The sequence below is a fragment of the Neisseria sp. CCUG17229 genome, from assembly GCF_047839235.1.
In the GTDB taxonomy this organism is placed as follows: domain Bacteria; phylum Pseudomonadota; class Gammaproteobacteria; order Burkholderiales; family Neisseriaceae; genus Neisseria; species Neisseria brasiliensis.
In genome coordinates, this window is the sequence record NZ_CP181247.1 from 478,018 (window position 1) to 494,241 (window position 16,224).

The 16,224-nt window shown below is 50.1% G+C and carries 16 protein-coding genes; 4 read left to right on the plus strand and 12 right to left on the minus strand.

Features of this window, described 5'->3' with window-relative positions; all coding sequences use genetic code 11:
• Positions 1-52 precede the first annotated feature (52 nt).
• Positions 53-1,111 carry a metallophosphoesterase gene (locus tag ACM67B_RS02325; RefSeq protein ID WP_416189987.1) on the plus strand — a complete coding sequence of 353 codons (1,059 nt, stop codon included), beginning with the start codon at positions 53-55 and terminating at the stop codon, positions 1,109-1,111.
• A 128-nt stretch (positions 1,112-1,239) separates the two neighbouring features.
• On the opposite strand, the gene ubiT is transcribed toward ACM67B_RS02325, so the two are convergent.
• From ubiT to wrbA, 9 genes are all read right to left on the minus strand, one after another.
• Entirely contained in the window at positions 1,240-1,680 is a 441-nt protein-coding gene (ubiT, locus tag ACM67B_RS02330) for a ubiquinone anaerobic biosynthesis accessory factor UbiT (RefSeq protein WP_416189988.1), read from the minus strand.
• Positions 1,667-2,584 carry a U32 family peptidase gene (locus tag ACM67B_RS02335; protein ID WP_416189989.1) on the minus strand — a complete coding sequence of 306 codons (918 nt, stop codon included), beginning with the start codon at positions 2,582-2,584 and terminating at the stop codon, positions 1,667-1,669. The genes ubiT and ACM67B_RS02335 overlap by 14 nt, the downstream gene beginning before the upstream one ends.
• A gap of 10 nt (positions 2,585-2,594) precedes the next feature.
• Positions 2,595-3,602, minus strand: coding sequence for a ubiquinone anaerobic biosynthesis protein UbiU (gene ubiU / locus ACM67B_RS02340; RefSeq protein ID WP_416189990.1), 1,008 nt, complete (start codon positions 3,600-3,602; stop codon positions 2,595-2,597).
• A 340-nt stretch (positions 3,603-3,942) separates the two neighbouring features.
• Positions 3,943-4,716 carry an IS3 family transposase gene (locus ACM67B_RS02345; protein WP_416188878.1) on the minus strand — a complete coding sequence of 258 codons (774 nt, stop codon included), beginning with the start codon at positions 4,714-4,716 and terminating at the stop codon, positions 3,943-3,945.
• A 23-nt stretch (positions 4,717-4,739) separates the two neighbouring features.
• A complete protein-coding gene (locus tag ACM67B_RS02350; protein ID WP_416188879.1) occupies positions 4,740-5,096 on the minus strand; it encodes a helix-turn-helix domain-containing protein in 357 nt (118 codons plus the stop codon).
• A gap of 97 nt (positions 5,097-5,193) precedes the next feature.
• On the minus strand, positions 5,194-5,964 hold the full coding sequence (xth, locus tag ACM67B_RS02355; RefSeq protein ID WP_416189991.1) for an exodeoxyribonuclease III: 771 nt from the start codon (positions 5,962-5,964) through the stop codon (positions 5,194-5,196).
• A gap of 110 nt (positions 5,965-6,074) precedes the next feature.
• On the minus strand, positions 6,075-6,362 hold the full coding sequence (locus ACM67B_RS02360; protein WP_416189992.1) for an ArsR/SmtB family transcription factor: 288 nt from the start codon (positions 6,360-6,362) through the stop codon (positions 6,075-6,077).
• A gap of 224 nt (positions 6,363-6,586) precedes the next feature.
• A complete protein-coding gene (gene nfsA, locus ACM67B_RS02365; protein WP_416189993.1) occupies positions 6,587-7,315 on the minus strand; it encodes an oxygen-insensitive NADPH nitroreductase in 729 nt (242 codons plus the stop codon).
• A 198-nt stretch (positions 7,316-7,513) separates the two neighbouring features.
• A complete protein-coding gene (wrbA, locus tag ACM67B_RS02370; protein WP_416189994.1) occupies positions 7,514-8,116 on the minus strand; it encodes an NAD(P)H:quinone oxidoreductase in 603 nt (200 codons plus the stop codon).
• 103 nt (positions 8,117-8,219) lie between these two features.
• Between wrbA and ACM67B_RS02375 the strand changes: the two genes are divergently transcribed.
• Together ACM67B_RS02375 and ACM67B_RS02380 are read left to right on the plus strand one after the other, a co-directional pair.
• Entirely contained in the window at positions 8,220-9,479 is a 1,260-nt protein-coding gene (locus tag ACM67B_RS02375; RefSeq protein ID WP_416189995.1) for a YihY family inner membrane protein, read from the plus strand.
• A gap of 64 nt (positions 9,480-9,543) precedes the next feature.
• Positions 9,544-11,322 (plus strand): extracellular solute-binding protein, encoded by a 1,779-nt coding sequence (locus ACM67B_RS02380; protein ID WP_416189996.1) that lies wholly within the window; start codon positions 9,544-9,546, stop codon positions 11,320-11,322.
• A 499-nt stretch (positions 11,323-11,821) separates the two neighbouring features.
• On the opposite strand, the gene prmA is transcribed toward ACM67B_RS02380, so the two are convergent.
• The 3 genes from prmA to accB all read right to left on the minus strand — a co-directional run bounded on the left by prmA (position 11,822) and on the right by accB (position 14,810).
• Positions 11,822-12,709: a 50S ribosomal protein L11 methyltransferase gene (prmA, locus tag ACM67B_RS02385; RefSeq protein WP_416189997.1), complete on the minus strand. Its 888-nt coding sequence runs from the start codon at positions 12,707-12,709 to the stop codon at positions 11,822-11,824.
• Between the two features lie 163 nt (positions 12,710-12,872).
• Positions 12,873-14,237, minus strand: coding sequence for an acetyl-CoA carboxylase biotin carboxylase subunit (accC, locus tag ACM67B_RS02390; RefSeq protein ID WP_416189998.1), 1,365 nt, complete (start codon positions 14,235-14,237; stop codon positions 12,873-12,875).
• 120 nt (positions 14,238-14,357) lie between these two features.
• Positions 14,358-14,810, minus strand: coding sequence for an acetyl-CoA carboxylase biotin carboxyl carrier protein (gene accB, locus ACM67B_RS02395; RefSeq protein WP_416189999.1), 453 nt, complete (start codon positions 14,808-14,810; stop codon positions 14,358-14,360).
• A 355-nt stretch (positions 14,811-15,165) separates the two neighbouring features.
• Between accB and queA the strand changes: the two genes are divergently transcribed.
• Complete coding sequence (gene queA / locus ACM67B_RS02400; RefSeq protein ID WP_416190000.1) at positions 15,166-16,203, plus strand: tRNA preQ1(34) S-adenosylmethionine ribosyltransferase-isomerase QueA; 1,038 nt, start codon at positions 15,166-15,168, stop codon at positions 16,201-16,203.
• The last annotated feature ends 21 nt before the right edge of the window (positions 16,204-16,224 follow it).

The following is a 16,224-nucleotide window of genomic DNA, read 5'->3' on the forward strand; positions in this document are numbered from 1 at the left end:
GACATCAAACTGCGCTACAATCGTCACACACTGTTGATAAAAGGTTGCCCTTATGACCTACCAATACCGCCAAACCCTACCCGATACGCCGCTGGATATTGTCGGCGATGTGCACGGCGAATTTGCCGCCTTGCAAAACCTGTTGCGCCATTTAGGCTACGATGCAGACGGCCGCCATCCCGATGGGCGCAGGCTGGTGTTTGTCGGCGATTTGTGCGACCGCGGACCGGACAGTCCGGCTGTGTTGAAATGGGTGAAACGCGCGCAAGAGCAGGGCTTGGCCTATGTGGCGTTGGGTAATCACGAATTGAATATTTTGGTGGACGACCGCAAAGACGGCTCGGGCTGGCTTTTTGATTCACGCGCACAAAAAGACGGAATCAACTATGCGCCGTGGCAGCGTGCCAATGAAGCGGAAAAAGAAGTGTTCGCCGCATGGCTGGCCAAGCAGCCGATTATTTGTGAACGCGCCGATATCCGCATTATTCATGCTGCGTGGTTGCCGGAAATGTTCCCACGTTTGGACGACGCACAGGCGCGTGGCGAAGATTTGGTCACGCAATACCGCCGTTTTGATCAAGAATTGAAACAGCAGCTTCAGACGGCCTCATGGTATGAAGATTACCGCTACGAGCAGCAGCATTATGCCGAATTGGCGGAAAATCCCGACCAAGCGCCGCCGCCGATGCCGGCTACCGCACAATATGATTTTGCCCGCGGCAAAGCGCACCCTTTGCGCGCCTTAACCAGCGGCGTGGAAAAATTGGTGTCGGAACTGTTTTATGCCGGCGGGCGTTGGCGCGGTACCAGTCGCTGCCCGTGGTGGGAAGATTATCAGGAAGATGTGCCGGTGGTCATCGGCCATTATTGGCGCATTTGGCAGCCGAATCCGAACACCGTTACTGCCGAGCGCAAATTGCTGCCGGCGCAACCGACGGCTTGGCACGGCGCGAGAAACAATGTGTTTTGCGTGGACTTTTCCATCGGCGCCAGTTGGCGTGTGCGCAAGTTCCCCGAAAAATATTCGCCGCAACAATTCCGCTTGGCCGCCTTGCGTTGGCCGGAACGGACTTTGATGTTTGATGATGGGCAAGTGGTGGCGACGGATTAAAGTACTGTTAGCTGCTTGGATTTTTGATTCAGTGAAAAGTACGTTGATGGATGTATGTAGGCCGTCTGAAAAAAATCATTTTCAGACGGCCTGATAAAGTTTACTACTAATCACATATTGAGATGATTTTATTGTGGCATATCACGATTGAGAAACCAATGACTAAGCGGCCAGTCAACGCTGTCAAGCAGGTTTTTGGTGATTAATCCCAGCTCTGTATCGCCTTCAATCTGTAATTTGCGTTTAAAAAATAATGTATCCGGATCTTCTTCCCGCATAATCATGCGCATAAAATCAACACCATTGGCAGCCAAACGTAAATCAGGTGTCCCTTCAAAAGCGTTTGCAATAAATTTTTCTTCATTGGCGCTAAACCGGATTTTAACTCCAGCATCTAACACATCGATTTCAAACTTCCTTCCGGCAAAAAGGCTCATATCGGCCGGCAGCAGCTCTTTAGCCAACATGGTGTTTAAGGCGGTGACCAATATAAAACGGGGCGGTTTGGCGGGTAATTTACCGACCAACTTTCCCAGCCATTGTGGCAGGATGATTTCAGGCAGCTCCATAATATTTCTCCTTAACGGCCTCAATTCCAGGCTGGCCAAACCAATATCCATCGACCAACGTTCCGGTTGATAAATGTTTCAATTCGGGTAAAGCATCGGTTAAAGACAATATGCCGTCTGTAACGTCACGATGAATTTGCACAATCTCTGCCATACCGGTCATTTGAGGTGATAAACGCAGCATATCTACACCGATGTCTGCCATATCTTGATGATGCGGCAATAGGTTTTGGCAGCCGTAAGACATGGTTTGAATGCCGTTGATGGTTAAGAAAGGTTGGCCTTCGCGCGTATTCATGGTCATACCGTGATCGTAATCCAAACAACGGAATTCACAGCTGTCTTTATTCAAATTGTAATGGCGGGCCGTAAAACAGCGGGATGAATAGGCTAATGGCATTTTCCCCCATGCAAAGACTTCGGTTTCGATACCATCTGTTGCAGCAGTAATGGCAACCAATTTTTCTCGGCTCAATTCGGCAGGAGCCAACCAACGATATGCGCCTAAATGTTTAAATAATGCTAGGGTAGAGTCGTTATAAATATTGAGGCTGGCACCGGCGACAAACGGTATGTCGTGTTCGCGAGCCAATTTCACAGCACCCATATCGTTGGCTTCAATTTTGAATTTTCCTTGCTCGGCAATTTTGCGCAAACGTTTCAAATCAGATTCACTTTCTAGTAAAACCTGTGAAGACAAAATAATTTCTTTGCCGCTGTCTGCCAAGTCTTCTGCCAAGCCAAACCAGTCTGAAAAGCGCATTTTTTGTCGGCGTGAACACACAACTTCCCCAAGATAAATGGTATCGAGTGGGGCATCCAACATAGTTGTATAAAACTCCAGTAAAGTTTCTTTTTGCCAAAAAAACAATACAGGGCCTAATGATAATTTCAATTTGTTCATGCGGTTTATCCTATTTCCACGGACGGCTATATGCACCTAAGGTTGTCTGGCTGCCTTCAGAAACTTTGCCTAAAGCATTATTCCAAGCGGGTTGGATACGGAAATGTTTCGTATCGGCTGCTGCGGCATCTAACGCTTGCCGCATGGCTTTTGTCACTTGTGCGGTGTACATCGGGCTGCGTTGGCGGCCTTCAATTTTTATGGCGCTGACGCCGATATCGATGAGTTGTGGCAGCATTTCCAGTACATTCAGACTGGTTGGCTCTTCTAATGCGTAATACGTTTCATCATTGACTTCAAAGCGGCCTTTGCACAAAGTCGGGTAGCCGGCCGGCTCATTTGGATTAAATTGGTCAATCAAGACATGGTTTAAGCGTACATCCATGCGGTCTGGTTTTTGTTCCCAACGAACTGATTTTGCAGGAGAACATACTCCCTGCATATTGGGTGATTCCCCGGTAGCATAGCTGGATAAAATACAGCGGCCCTCAACCATCACGCACAGGCTGCCAAAGCCAAATACTTCGATTTCGGCATCTGTATGTTCGATAACATGCTTTACCTGATCAATTGTCAATACACGAGGCAAGACGACTCGGCGGATGTTAAACAAATCTTTCATCAGGTTGATGGCTTCGTAATTGGTTGCGGAACCCTGCACAGACATATGCAGCCGTAAATCAGGATATTTGTCGGTGGCATAAGCCATCAGTGCTGGATCGGCGACAATCACGGCATCAGCGCCCAGTTGCACTGCAGTATCAATAGCTTTTTGCCACTGTTCGGATTGTCCGGCTTGGGCAAAGGTATTGATGGCCATTAACACCTGCCGCCCTCGCTCATGAGCATAGGAAACCCCTTGCATTGCCGATTTCATATCAAAATTTAAGCCTGGAAAATTTCGGGCATTCGTAGCATCTTTGAGTCCCATATAAACGGTGTCTGCACCATTATCAATTGCTGTTTTCAAAGCAGGTAAATTACCAGCCGGGCAGACCAGCTCCGGAATTTTCTGCATATTATGCTCCTTGTTATTTACTATCTTAATATCGGTTGGAAATCAATATCTGGTATGGCAAGGCAGATTCTATGTATAAAAAGCACAATATGTTCTGACTTAAATCAAGCTGATTTTTGGGAATTAGATGTTTGTTAATATTGAATCAAAAAAGAGATCAGTATTTGAATATGTTTTTCAAAGGATTATAAAAAGTGGGAAGAGTTCACATTGAAAGAAATTGGCTATTATATTTATAAATTTTTACAATAATAGCAGTTTGTTTGAGGCTGATTTAAATAAAAGGCCGTCTGAAAAACCTGAACTGTCCCCCAATTCTTGGACAAATTAAAAATCTTTCTCAAACAGCCTGTTCAAGCTGGGTCCTGTAAGCCACAGGACTCAGCTTTTTTAAATTCAAACTAATACGTTCATAATTGTAGTAACGTATGTAATCATCTATCACTTTGGTCAACTCTGCCACCGATAACACACCTTCCTGATAGAAGCTTTCCACTTTTAATGTCCCGAAGAAACTCTCCATCGGTGCATTGTCCCAGCAATTCCCTTTGCGCGACATGCTCTGCACAATGCCTTTCTCCGCCAGCTTTTCCCGATAAGCCTGAGTTCGGTAAAGCACACCTTGGTCAGAATGCAGCAGCGGGGTCTGCCCTTTCAGACGGCCGAATGCCTTATCCAGCATCTGCATGACCATCTTGCTGTCCGGCTTTCTACTGAGCTCATAAGCCACAATCTCACGATTGAATACATCCAATATCGGCGATAAGTACAGTTTGCCGTCGGTGCATTTAAACTCGGTCACATCGGTCAACCATTTATCTCCCGCTTTATCAGCAGTGAATGCACGCTTAAGGATGTTTTTCGACGTCTCTCCTATAACTTGCGGACGATAGGATTTTTTGTTGCGCACTTTGGCTTTCAAACCCAATAATCCCATAATACGCTGCACTTTCTTTTTATTCCACGATAATACAGCTCCAATCCGCCGTTGGCCGTAGCGACCTTTGTGTTGGTGATAAACTTCACTCACCGCCGCTTTGGCTTCCATATCGGGATCGGATTTACCGATGTGGTAGTAGAAACTGCTTTTGGGTATGCCGGCACTGTGCAACAAGTATTTCAGCAGGTGCTTCGCCCTCAGCGTTTGAACGGTTTCGCAACTTTGGTGGCGTTCTTTTCGTTGAGGGCTTTCATGTGCTTTAGGTAGTCGATCTCCGCCCTCATGTAGCGTAACTCTTCAATCAGCTCTGCCTGAGTTTTTTCATGGTCGGGTTTGTCGACGATAAAGGGATTGTTGCGTTTGGTCTGCGTAGTCTTCATAAGCGTAGCCTGTGGGTGCTGAAGTGCGGCTATACCGCCTTGACGGTAGGCGGCAATCCAACGGCGCAGGTGGGTGCGTGAGACGTTGAAATGGTCTGCGGTACGCTGTTGGCTGTGCACTTGATGGTAATGGAGTACGGCTCGGTATTTGAAGTCTAGTGTATATTTGGACATAAGAAAACTGCACCTTTTTAAGTTGGGGGGAAGTGTCCAACTTTTGGGGTGCAGTTCAACCATTTTCAGACGGCCTTTTATGTTAATCATCAATCATTTATAAATCAAACACAGCCGTCACCGGCGCATGGTCGCTCGGACGCTCTTGGCTGCGTGCAACCAAATCAACGTTCACATCTTTTAATACCGCAGACAAGGCCGGGGAAATCAGCAGGTGGTCGATGCGCAAGCCCAAACCGCGTTGGAACATGGCGCCGCGGTAGTCGAACCAAGTGTAAAACGCGCCTTCGGGGTGGATTTGGCGCAGGCTGTCGGTAAGGCCTAAGTCGAGCAGGTTTTTAAACCATTGGCGCTCAATGCTGGAACAATGGATTTTTTCATGCCATTTTTCCGGGTCGTAGCAGTCGGCATCGGCCGGAGCGATGTTGAAATCACCGAGCAAAACCAATTTTTCATGGCGGGTCAGTTCGTCACGCACAAATTCGGTAAGCGCGGCAAACCATTGTTCTTTATATTCAAATTTCGGGCTGTCGAGCGCTTCGCCGTTAACGCAGTAAACATTAATCACGCGCACGCCGTTGATGGTGGCGGCAATCACGCGGCGTTGCGGGTCGTCGGGTAGGTTGGGCAAGCCGGTGTGCACATCTTGCGGCTCGGTGCGGCTGATAATCGCCACGCCGTTGTAGGTTTTTTGGCCGCTCCAAACAGTGTGCCAGCCCATCATTTGCAGCGCGGCGGCAGGGTATTTGTCTTGGTCGAGTTTGAGTTCTTGCAAGACCAAGACATCGGGTTGGTGTTCGGCCAGCCAGTTTTGCACTTGCGGCAGGCGCACGGTGAGGGAATTGACGTTCCAAGTGGTGATTTTCATGGGGATTCCGTATGTGGGAGAACAGGCCGTCTGAAAGTGTCGGCCGAAAAAACAGCGCGGTTGGCTGATCAACCGCGCTATTTTAGCATTGATTTTGGTGGGATTTAAACTCAAGCGGCTTGTTGGCCGGCCTGTTTTAAGCTTTTCAGCGTGTGCAAAATCATGGCGGCTTCATCGGAAATCAGGCGGTATTCGAGCACGCGGTGATAGCGGGTGAATTCGACCAAACCTTCGCTGCGTAATTTGGCTAAGTGGTTGGACACAGTGGTGGCGTGTTGGCCGGTGGCGGCGCAGAGTTCATTGACGTTGCGATCGCCTTCGAGCAAGAGAAACAGAATGCTCATGCGCTCGGGTTGGGCGATGAGTTTTAATAGGGTTGAGAGACGTTGGTTTTCCATGGCTGTGCTTTGTGTTTGGTGGAGTGGATGCGGCTGTAAAAGATGAAAAGATAGTCATTCTTTTTTCGATTATTCTGATACCAAACCGCTTGTTTTCATTGAGTTTAACATCAAATTTGTGCTTGCCGATTTACTTAGTTTAAAAATATCGTAAAGAATTGTTAATGGCGAAAATCAAAAAGCCGTCTGAAATGTTTCAGACGGCCTTTGTATGGATTCAGCGCTTATTTTTGCGCAAAACCTTGTTTGTGTAAAAACGGCAGAATTTCAGGGCGGATTTCGCCTTTGAGCGATTCAGTCATTTGTTCGACCCAATCGGTGTCCATTTTGCTGCGTTCTTGGTAATAAGCGCGGGTAAGGGCGCGGTAATCGGCCAGCACTTGTTCGTCAATCGGCTGGTAATGGTTTTCGGAAACCATGGCTTCCAGCGGCAAACGCGGGCGCAGCATTGGGTCTTGTGCCGGATGGCCGAGCGCCATGCCAAACATCGGCACAACGTGTTTCGGCAGCTTTAAGATTTCGGCGGTGCGGTTGATGTCGTTGCGGACGTAGCCGAGATATACGCCGCCCAAGCCCAGCGATTCGGCCGCCAGGATCACGTTTTGCGCGATGATGCCGCAATCGACGGCGCCGATTAACACCATTTCCGTCCAATCCAGTTGCGATTCTGGGGCGAAAGATTGGTGTTTGGCGAAGTTGAAACAGTAAATCAGCAGTTCGGCGCAGGTGTCGATGCTGCTCAAAGCGCGGCCGATGTCGCGGATTTGGGTGCGTACTTCGGGATCGGTCACGCGGATAATGTGGGTGCTTTGGAAAAAGTTGGAAGTTGAACCAGCGCGACCGGCATTTAAAATGGCGGTGAGTTGTTCGCTGCTGATCGGCTCATCGGTGAACTTGCGGATAGAGCGGTGCGCCAAGGCGGTTTCGATGACGGGTTTGCTGGATAAAGTCATGATTTTCCTTTCTATTTGATTAGGTGTGAGGCCGTCTGAAAAAGATAGCTTGGGTGATGGTGTTCAGACGGCCTTGATGTTGTGTTTTGTATGGGGAAGGTGTTGTGGCTCAAACCCTCTCCCTAGCCCTCTCCCTTGCTTAGGGAGAGGGGACGGATTACAGAAGCATGAAGATTGTTGCGTGAGCGGTCAACCGATTTACGCCAATTTCAATGCCAATTCGGCCAAACGCTTGCCTTGGGCAAAAGCCAATTCGTTTTCATCGGCGCTTAATGCCACGCTGCCGTCGTGTCCGGCCACATGTGATGCACCGTAAGGCGTGCCGCCGCTTTGGGTGTGGCTGAGGGTGCTTTCGCTAAACGGAATGCCGCTGATGACCATGCCGTGATGCAGCAGTGGCAGCATCATGGTCAGCAAGGTGGATTCTTGACCGCCATGTAAAGAACTGCTGCTGGTGAACACGGTGGCCGGTTTGCCGGATAATTCTGCGCCCAGCCATTGCGGAATCGTGCCGTCGATAAAGTATTTCATGGCGGCGGCCATGTTGCCGAAACGGGTCGGGCTACCCAATGCCAAGCCGGCGCAGTTTTTCAAATCGTCGGCGGTGGCGTAAGGGGCGCCGCTGTCGGGGATGTCGCTTTCTACCGCTTCGCACACGGTGGAAACTTTCGGCACGGTGCGCAACACGGCTTCGCAACCGGCCACGCTTTCGATGCCACGGGCGATTTGGCGGGCGAGATTGAGCGTGCTGCCGTTTTGGCTGTAGAACAAAACTAAAATGTTAAGGGAAGTTGGGTTCATGGCGTGATTCCGTTACAATGGCTTAATCAAACTGCTTTTCAGACGGCCTAAAGGGAAGGCCGTCTGAAAAATCATCATCATACAATACATTAAGGAAAAGAGTATGCCGTTTTTAAAATGGTGGCAAGGCTTGTTGGAAAATAAAGTGGTCGGATTTTTGAAGTTTGTGTTCGACCGCTTTAATAATGAACGCGTGCCGCAAGTGGCATCGAGCCTGACCTTTACCACGCTGCTGGCATTGGTGCCGGTGTTGACGGTGATGTTGGTGGTGGTGTCGGCTTTTCCGGTGTTTGATCAATGGACGACGTCGTTTGTCGAATTCATCAACCGCATGATTGTGCCGCAGGGCGCGGATGTGGTGTTTGAATATTTGAATCAATTCAAAGACAAAGCCAGCAAATTGACCGCCATTGGTAGCGTGATGTTGTTTGTGACCTCGCTGATGTTGGTGCAAACCATCGACAGTGCGTTTAACCGTATTTGGAATGTGCACACGCAGCGACCGTTGGTGCGCCAATTTTTGGTGTATTGGGCATTGCTGACGTTTGGCCCCTTGTCGCTGGGAGTGAGCTTGTCGCTGATTGTTGGCGCGGTAAACGGCTTGGGCTTGGAATACATTTCGCCGGTGTTAGCCGAAGCGGTTAGGTTTTTGATGTCTTTGTTTTTCAGCACAGTCTTGCTGTGGGCGCTTTATCGCTTTGTGCCGCACCGTTTTGTGCCGGCCAAACATGCTTTAATCGGCGCGGTGGTGACGGCGTTTGCTTTGCAGATTGCGCGCTATATTTTTGCGTGGTACGTGAGCAATTTCGACGGCTATAAATCGATTTATGGTGCATTTGCCGCGATTCCGTTTTTCTTGGTGTGGTTAAATCTGCTGTGGTCGATGGTGTTGGCCGGTGCTGTGTTGACGTCTTCGCTGTCGTATTGGCGCGATAATGCTTTCCGTCGCAATTTCGATTCTTCCGGCCGCTTTGATGATGTGTTGAAAATTCTGTTGTTGCTCGATGCAGCGCAGCAGGAAGGCAAAGCCATGCTGGTGCAGGAATTGCGCGCCCACATCAATATGGGCTACGACGAACTGGGCGAGCTGTTGGAAAAACTGGCACGCCATGGTTATGTGTATTCGGGCAAACAGGGCTGGGTGTTAAAAACCAGCGCGGATAAAATCGATTTGGCCGAACTGTTTAAGATTTTTGTGTACAGCCCGTCGTATGTGAAAAAAGACAAGGTCAACGCCGCCGTCGATAAAATCATGCAGCCTTGCGTGGAAACCATGAACATGACCTTGGCCGAATTCCGTGTGCACACGGATAATCAGGATAAATCTGTTGCGGCCTTAAAGAAAATTTTTGACGATATATAATATTCAGGCCGTCTGAAAACAATTTTGCTTTTCAGACGGCCTGATACCTAAATCTAAATCAGCCATGAAAATCACCGCTTTTGTTTCCCTTTTGTTCGCCACATCTTCAGCCTTTGCCGCACACGGTTTGGGCTTGGGGCAGCCGCCGAAGTATCCGCCGCATTTCAAAGCCTTTGATTATGTGAATCCGAATGCGCCCAAAGGCGGCACGTTTACGCTGCCGGTGCAGGGCGGGTTTGACACGCTCAATCCGTTTACGCTCAAGGGCGACCATGAAGCGGGCGTAGCCACGTTGACGCTGGATACGCTGATGGAGAAAAGCTTGGATGAGCCGTTTGCCATGTACGGCTTGTTGGCAGAAGACGTCAGCTTGGCTTCAGACGGCCTGTCGGTCACATTTAAGCTCAACCCGAAAGCGCGTTTTCACAACGGCGAGCCGGTATTGGCCAAAGACGTGGCCGCTTCGTTTCGCACTTTAACACAAGACAAAGCCGCCGCACCGATGTATAAATTTTACTGGAGCGATGTCGCCAAAGTGGAAACACCGGAAGCGCGCACGGTGGTGTTCCGCTTCAAGAAGAAAAACGCCGAATTGCACATGATTTTGGGCGAATTACCGGTGTTTTCACACAAAAGCTATCCGCAAGGGTTGGCGGCTGCGGCCAATACCATGCCCATCGGTTCGGGCCCTTACCGCTTCGCCCGCGCCGACAGTGGCCGTCTGAGCGAATACCGCCGCGACAAAAATTACTGGGCGCAAGATTTACCGGTGCGTAAAGGGCGCTATAACTTCGACACCGTGCGTTTCCGATATTTTAAAGACGACAGCGTGCGCATTGAAGGCATCAAAGGTGGCCGCTATGATTTTGTGCAGGAAAACGTCGCCCGCAACTGGGCGCGCGCCTACCCCGACGACATGCTGAAAAAACGCGGATTGAGCAAACACGAATGGCAGCACGGCAACACCGCCGGTATGCAGGGCTTTGTGATGAATCAGCGCCGCAAACCGTTTGACAATGTTTTGGTGCGCCAAGCGATGGTGGAGAGTTTTGACTTTGAAAACACCAATACCAAACTGTTTTACGGCGCATATCGGCGCAGCAACAGTTTTTTTACCAACAGCGCAATGGCGGCAACGGGCAAACCCAGCGGCGCGGAATTGGCGTTGCTGAACACGGTGAAAACGCAGTTGCCGCAGGCGGTGTTTACGCAAAACGTGCCGCAGCCGCCGGTAGGGAATCCGCAAATCGGCGTGCGCCCGCAGCTTTTGAAAGCGCGCGCATTATTGCTGCAAGCGGGCTACCGTTACCAAAACGGCAAGCTGGTGGACAAACAGGGCAGGCCGCTGGTGTTTGAATTTTTAAGCCCAAGCAAAACCTATGAGCGCGTGACCGCCAAATGGCAGCGCGATTTGGCCAAAATCGGCGTGGGCATGAACATACGCATCGCCGATCCGGCGGTGTTTCAAAAGCGCATGAACGCGTTTGACTACGACATGACGATTGTGGTGTATGCCAATAGCGAAAGCCCGGGTAATGAGCAGTTTAATTATTTCAGTTGCGAAGCGGCGAAAACCGAAGGCAGCCGCAATTGGGCGGGCGTGTGTGATCCGGCGGTGGATGTGTTGCTGAAACGCTTTGAAAATTTCAGCAACCGTGAAGAATTGACTGTCTCTGCCCGCGCTTTAGATAGAGTGTTGCGCCATCAATATATTGTCGTGCCCAATTGGTTCAGCGACCGATACCGCGTGGTTTACCGCGATAATTTGGGCATTCCGAGCACGCTACCGAAATATTACAGCCCGCTGGATTGGGCGCTCAGCTCGGCATGGGTGAAACCTTAAGACGGTGGCTGCTGATAAAAACGGCCATATGATGAACTTTATTTGGGATCAGTCAGACGGATGAAGAATAAATAAAAGGAAACCAGGCAGGGCTCCCCACACCTGCACACGCTCTCGCACACCCTTTCGGGCAGGCTGCGATAGGGAGATTCATCGCTTTTCCAGTTTCCTTGGGAATGATTATAGCATGATTGAAGTGTAAATCGATAACCTGCCTATGGTACACAACCAGCGCACAAGCTTCGGTGATGACATGGAAAACCGCCATCTGCTCATGCGCTGCCTGCCGGAAACCATGCATAAAGGTGTGCGCGACAATTTACGTGTAGCCGGCCGAAATACCGAAAAGGTAAGCCGTAAATAATATGCGGGGTTAATCGGAAAACTTGGGTATTTAAAACAAGTGAATGGACTGAATCATTAAAGCCTGTCTGAACGGTAACCAACCCTTCAAACGGCCTAATATCTTTAAAATTGATTGATTCGGTAACGATAAAGATTAACGCTTCACGCCGCTTAAGCGCGCCCAGCCTTCATCAATTTCGGCAGGTTCGATGTCGAACCATTGGCCGTAGATTTCGCTTAATTCTTCTACTTGCTCGTCTAACAAGCCCGACAAAATAATGCGCCCGCCCGACTTGGTGCGTCCGGCCAGCATTTCGCCAAGCATACGCAAAGGATTTGCCAGAATATTGGCTACTACCACGTCAAACTGGCCTTCAGGCACGGCATCGGGCAGATAGAATTGCGCGTGCACATTGTTTTGGTCGGCATTGGCCTTGCTGGCGCGGATGGCTTGTTCGTCAATATCCACGCCGACTGCCGAGCCGGCACCCAGCTTCAAGGCGGCAATCGCCAAAATACCTGAGCCACAACCGTAGTCCAACACACTTTCGCCGCCTTTTAATTGTGCATCCAGCCATTGCAGACACAGGCGGGTAGTCGGGTGGCTGCCGGTGCCGAAGGCCAAGCCCGGATCGAGTTGCAAGTTGACAGCGTTTTCATCGGGCGCGTTGTGCCAAGAAGGGGTAATCCACAGGCGGTCTGAGATCTGAATCGGGTCGAACTGGGCTTGGGTTAAGCGCACCCAGTCTTGGTCTTCCAAGATTTCAGTGGTGTAGTGTAAGTCGGTCAAACCACAGGCTTGTGCGGCGTTTTGAATCACCGCAGCCGCATCGTCGCTTTCGCCAAACAGGGCAATCACTTTGCTTTGCTGCCAGATTTGCTCGGTCGGCATGCCTGGTTCGCCGAAAATGGCCTGTTCGTTTTCGGTGCCGGCGTAGGCATCTTCAATCGCTGCGGAAAGCGCACCGTGCTCCATCAACGCATCGGCCAATGGCTCGGCAACGGTGTCTTTCACGGCAAGGGTAATTTGTTGGTATGGCATAATTGGTCTCTATCAGAATATAGGCCGTCTGAAACGGTAGAAACATTTTCAGACGGCAATGAATGAAATAGGTTTATTGTAACGGATGCGCGTGGATTGAAAAAGGCCGTCTGAAAGATAGGGCAGCTTCCCTTCGTTTCAGACGGCCTTGATGATGATCCGCTTATTTATCAGCCAATTCGGCTTTGCGTTGCTCCAACCATTTTTCTAAATAGTGGATGCTCACGCCGCCTTGGGCAAAGCCTTCGTCTTTGAACAAATCACGGTGCAGTGGGGTGTTGGTTTTGATGCCGGTCACCGCCAATTCAGCCAGTGCCACGCGCATTTTCGCCATGGCTTGCGCGCGGTCTTTGCCGACCACGCAGATTTTACCGATCAAGCTGTCGTAAAACGGCGGGATGAGGTAGCCTTGGTAGATGTGGCTGTCGACGCGGATGCCCAAGCCGCCCGGTAAGTGGCAGCTTTCAATCAAGCCCGGGCTTGGAATGAAATTATAAGGGTCTTCGGCATTGATACGGCACTCAAAGGCATGCCCTTCGATTTGAATGTCATCTTGAGTATATTGCAACGGCAGGCCGCTGGCAATGCGGATTTGCTCTTGCACGATGTCCACGCCGGTAATCAGCTCGGTGACAGGGTGCTCAACCTGAACGCGGGTGTTCATCTCAATAAAGAAGAATTCGCCGTCTTCATACAAGAATTCAAACGTACCCGCGCCGCGATAACCAATGCGTTTGCAGGCATCGGCACAAGCTTGGCCGATTTTGGCGCGCTCTTCCGGCGTGATACCCGGTGCAGGCGCTTCTTCGATGACTTTTTGGTGGCGGCGTTGCAAAGAACAATCGCGCTCGGCCAAATAAATCGCATTGCCGTGTTCGTCGGCCAATACTTGGATTTCCACGTGGCGCGGACGTTGCAGGTAGCGTTCCATATACACCATCGGATTGCCGAATGCGGCACCGGCTTCGGTTTTTGTCATTTCCACCGAGCGAATTAGGTCTTCTTTTTTCTCGACCACACGCATACCGCGACCGCCGCCGCCGCCCGATGCTTTGATGATTACCGGAAAACCGACCTGATCGGCGATTTTGAGGATTTCTTCGTCATCGTCAGGCAAAGCGCCGTCTGAACCCGGTACGCAAGGCACGCCGGCTTCAATCATGGCGTGTTTGGCAGATACTTTGTCGCCCATCAGGCGGATGGTGTCGGCTTTGGGGCCGATAAAGGTGAAGCCGGATTGCTCGACTTGCTCGGCAAAATTGGCATTTTCCGCCAAAAAGCCGTAGCCCGGGTGAATGCCGTCGGCGCCGGTCACTTCGGCAGCGGCAATCAGGGCAGGGATATTCAGGTAGCTTTGAGCAGAGTTGGCAGGACCGATGCACACTGATTCGTCGGCCAATTTAACGTGCAGGCTGTCTTTGTCGGCTTCGGAATGCACGGCAACGGTGGCGATGCCCATTTCACGGCAGGCACGCAGCACGCGCAAGGCGATTTCACCGCGGTTGGCGATTAATACTTTGTTCAACATAATGATTTTCCTGTATTTCTCAGATGGCGTTTTTAAAACAAGCCGTCTGAAAATGCTTATGCTTCAAATGTTCCGAAAAGTTTCAGACGGCCTATTTGTATCAGGCCGTCTGAAAGTGGATTATTCGATGATAAACAACGGTTCGCCAAATTCCACAGGAGTGCCGTTTTCCACCAGAATTTCTTTGATCACGCCTGATTTCTCGGCTTCGATTTCGTTCATCAGCTTCATGGCTTCGATGATGCACAAGGTATCGCCGGCTTTCACGCTTTGGCCGATTTCGACAAACGGCTTGGCATTCGGGCCAGGGGCGCGGTAGAACGTACCGACCATTGGTGATTTTTGGGCATCGGCCAAATTGAGTGCGGGTGCTTCTGCTGCCGGTGCGGCAGCGGCAGCCGGCGCAGTAGCCACGGCTGCAGGTGCGGCAACCGGAGCCGGGGCATAGACAGGCGCCGGAGCGGCGGTAGCACGGGTAATACGGACTTTTTCTTCGCCTTCGGTCACTTCGATTTCGGCGATACCGGATTCTTCAACTAAATCAATCAGTTTTTTCAGTTTGCGCAAATCCATTTTGGTTCCTTATAGAGACGGTCTGTTGCAGAGCCGTGTTACGTTACATAGTGATGTTGAAAGCAGATGGTGTTTGTCCGTTACCCATATGCGGTAAAGGACAAAAGAGATAGAGAATACACCGGTGATAACCGGAATTTAACCAAGCTATTTTCCCGAAGTTACAGCAAAATGTCTAGCAAAATATCGAAAAATCGCTCATTTTGGCGTTAAATGGCCAGAATCGAAAGCAAAAGCAAGATGAGTTTGTTAACAAGAGTATATATTCTAATCGGTTGGTTTTATAAGAAAACAGGCCGTCTGAAAAGAAGAAATATGCGTATAATAACGGCTGTTTTGGATTGTGAAAAAAATCATGGATATTGCTGATTTTGACTTTGAATTACCTGAAAAATTAATCGCGCAACACCCGCCTGAAGTGCGCGGCAGCAGCCGTTTGTTGGTGGCTTTGCCCGATATGCCGCTCAAAGATGCTCATTTTGCCGATTTGCCTGATTATGTCGAACCTGGTGATGTGCTGGTGTTTAATAACACTAAAGTGATTAAAGCACGCTTGTTTGGCCAAAAAGCCAGCGGCGGCAAAATTGAAGCATTGATTGAACGTGTTTTGGATGAACATACCGCTTTAGCGCATGTGCGTTCGTCAAAATCACCCAAGCCAGGAACGGAGCTGATTTTTGAAGGCGGCATTAATGCGGTGATGGTTGAACGGCAGGAAGAATTGTTCTGCCTGCGATTTGACGGCACGCAAACGGTTTATGAATTATTGGAGCAAAACGGCCATTTGCCTTTGCCGCCTTATATTGAACGGGCGGCGGATGATAAAGACGACAGCCGCTATCAAACGGTTTATGCCAAGCATCAGGGCGCAGTTGCCGCGCCGACGGCCGGTTTGCATTTTACCGATGAGCTGTTGGCCGCGTTGAAAGCCAAAGGCGTGGAAATGGCGGAAGTGACCTTGCATGTGGGCGCGGGCACGTTCCAGCCTGTTCGCGTGGATAATATTGCCGATCATAAAATGCACAGCGAATGGTTTGAGGTGCCGTCTGAAACGGTAGCAGCGATTGACGCGGTTAAAGCGCGTGGAAACCGGGTGTGGTCGGTCGGCACCACGTCGATGCGGGCATTGGAATCTGCTGCGCGGGAAACAGGCCGTCTGAAAGCCGGACAGGGCGATACCGATATTTTTATTACCCCGGGCTATCGCTTCAACGTAGTTGACCGCTTGATTACCAATTTCCATTTGCCGAAATCAACGCTGTTGATGCTGGTTAGCGCATTGTCGGGTATGCAGCATATCCGTGATGTGTATCAACACGCGGTTGAGCAGGAATACCGTTTTTTCAGCTATGGCGATGCGATGATTTTGGGGCGCGTTGAGCATACGGACTGAAAATGCCGCTCCGTATGATTG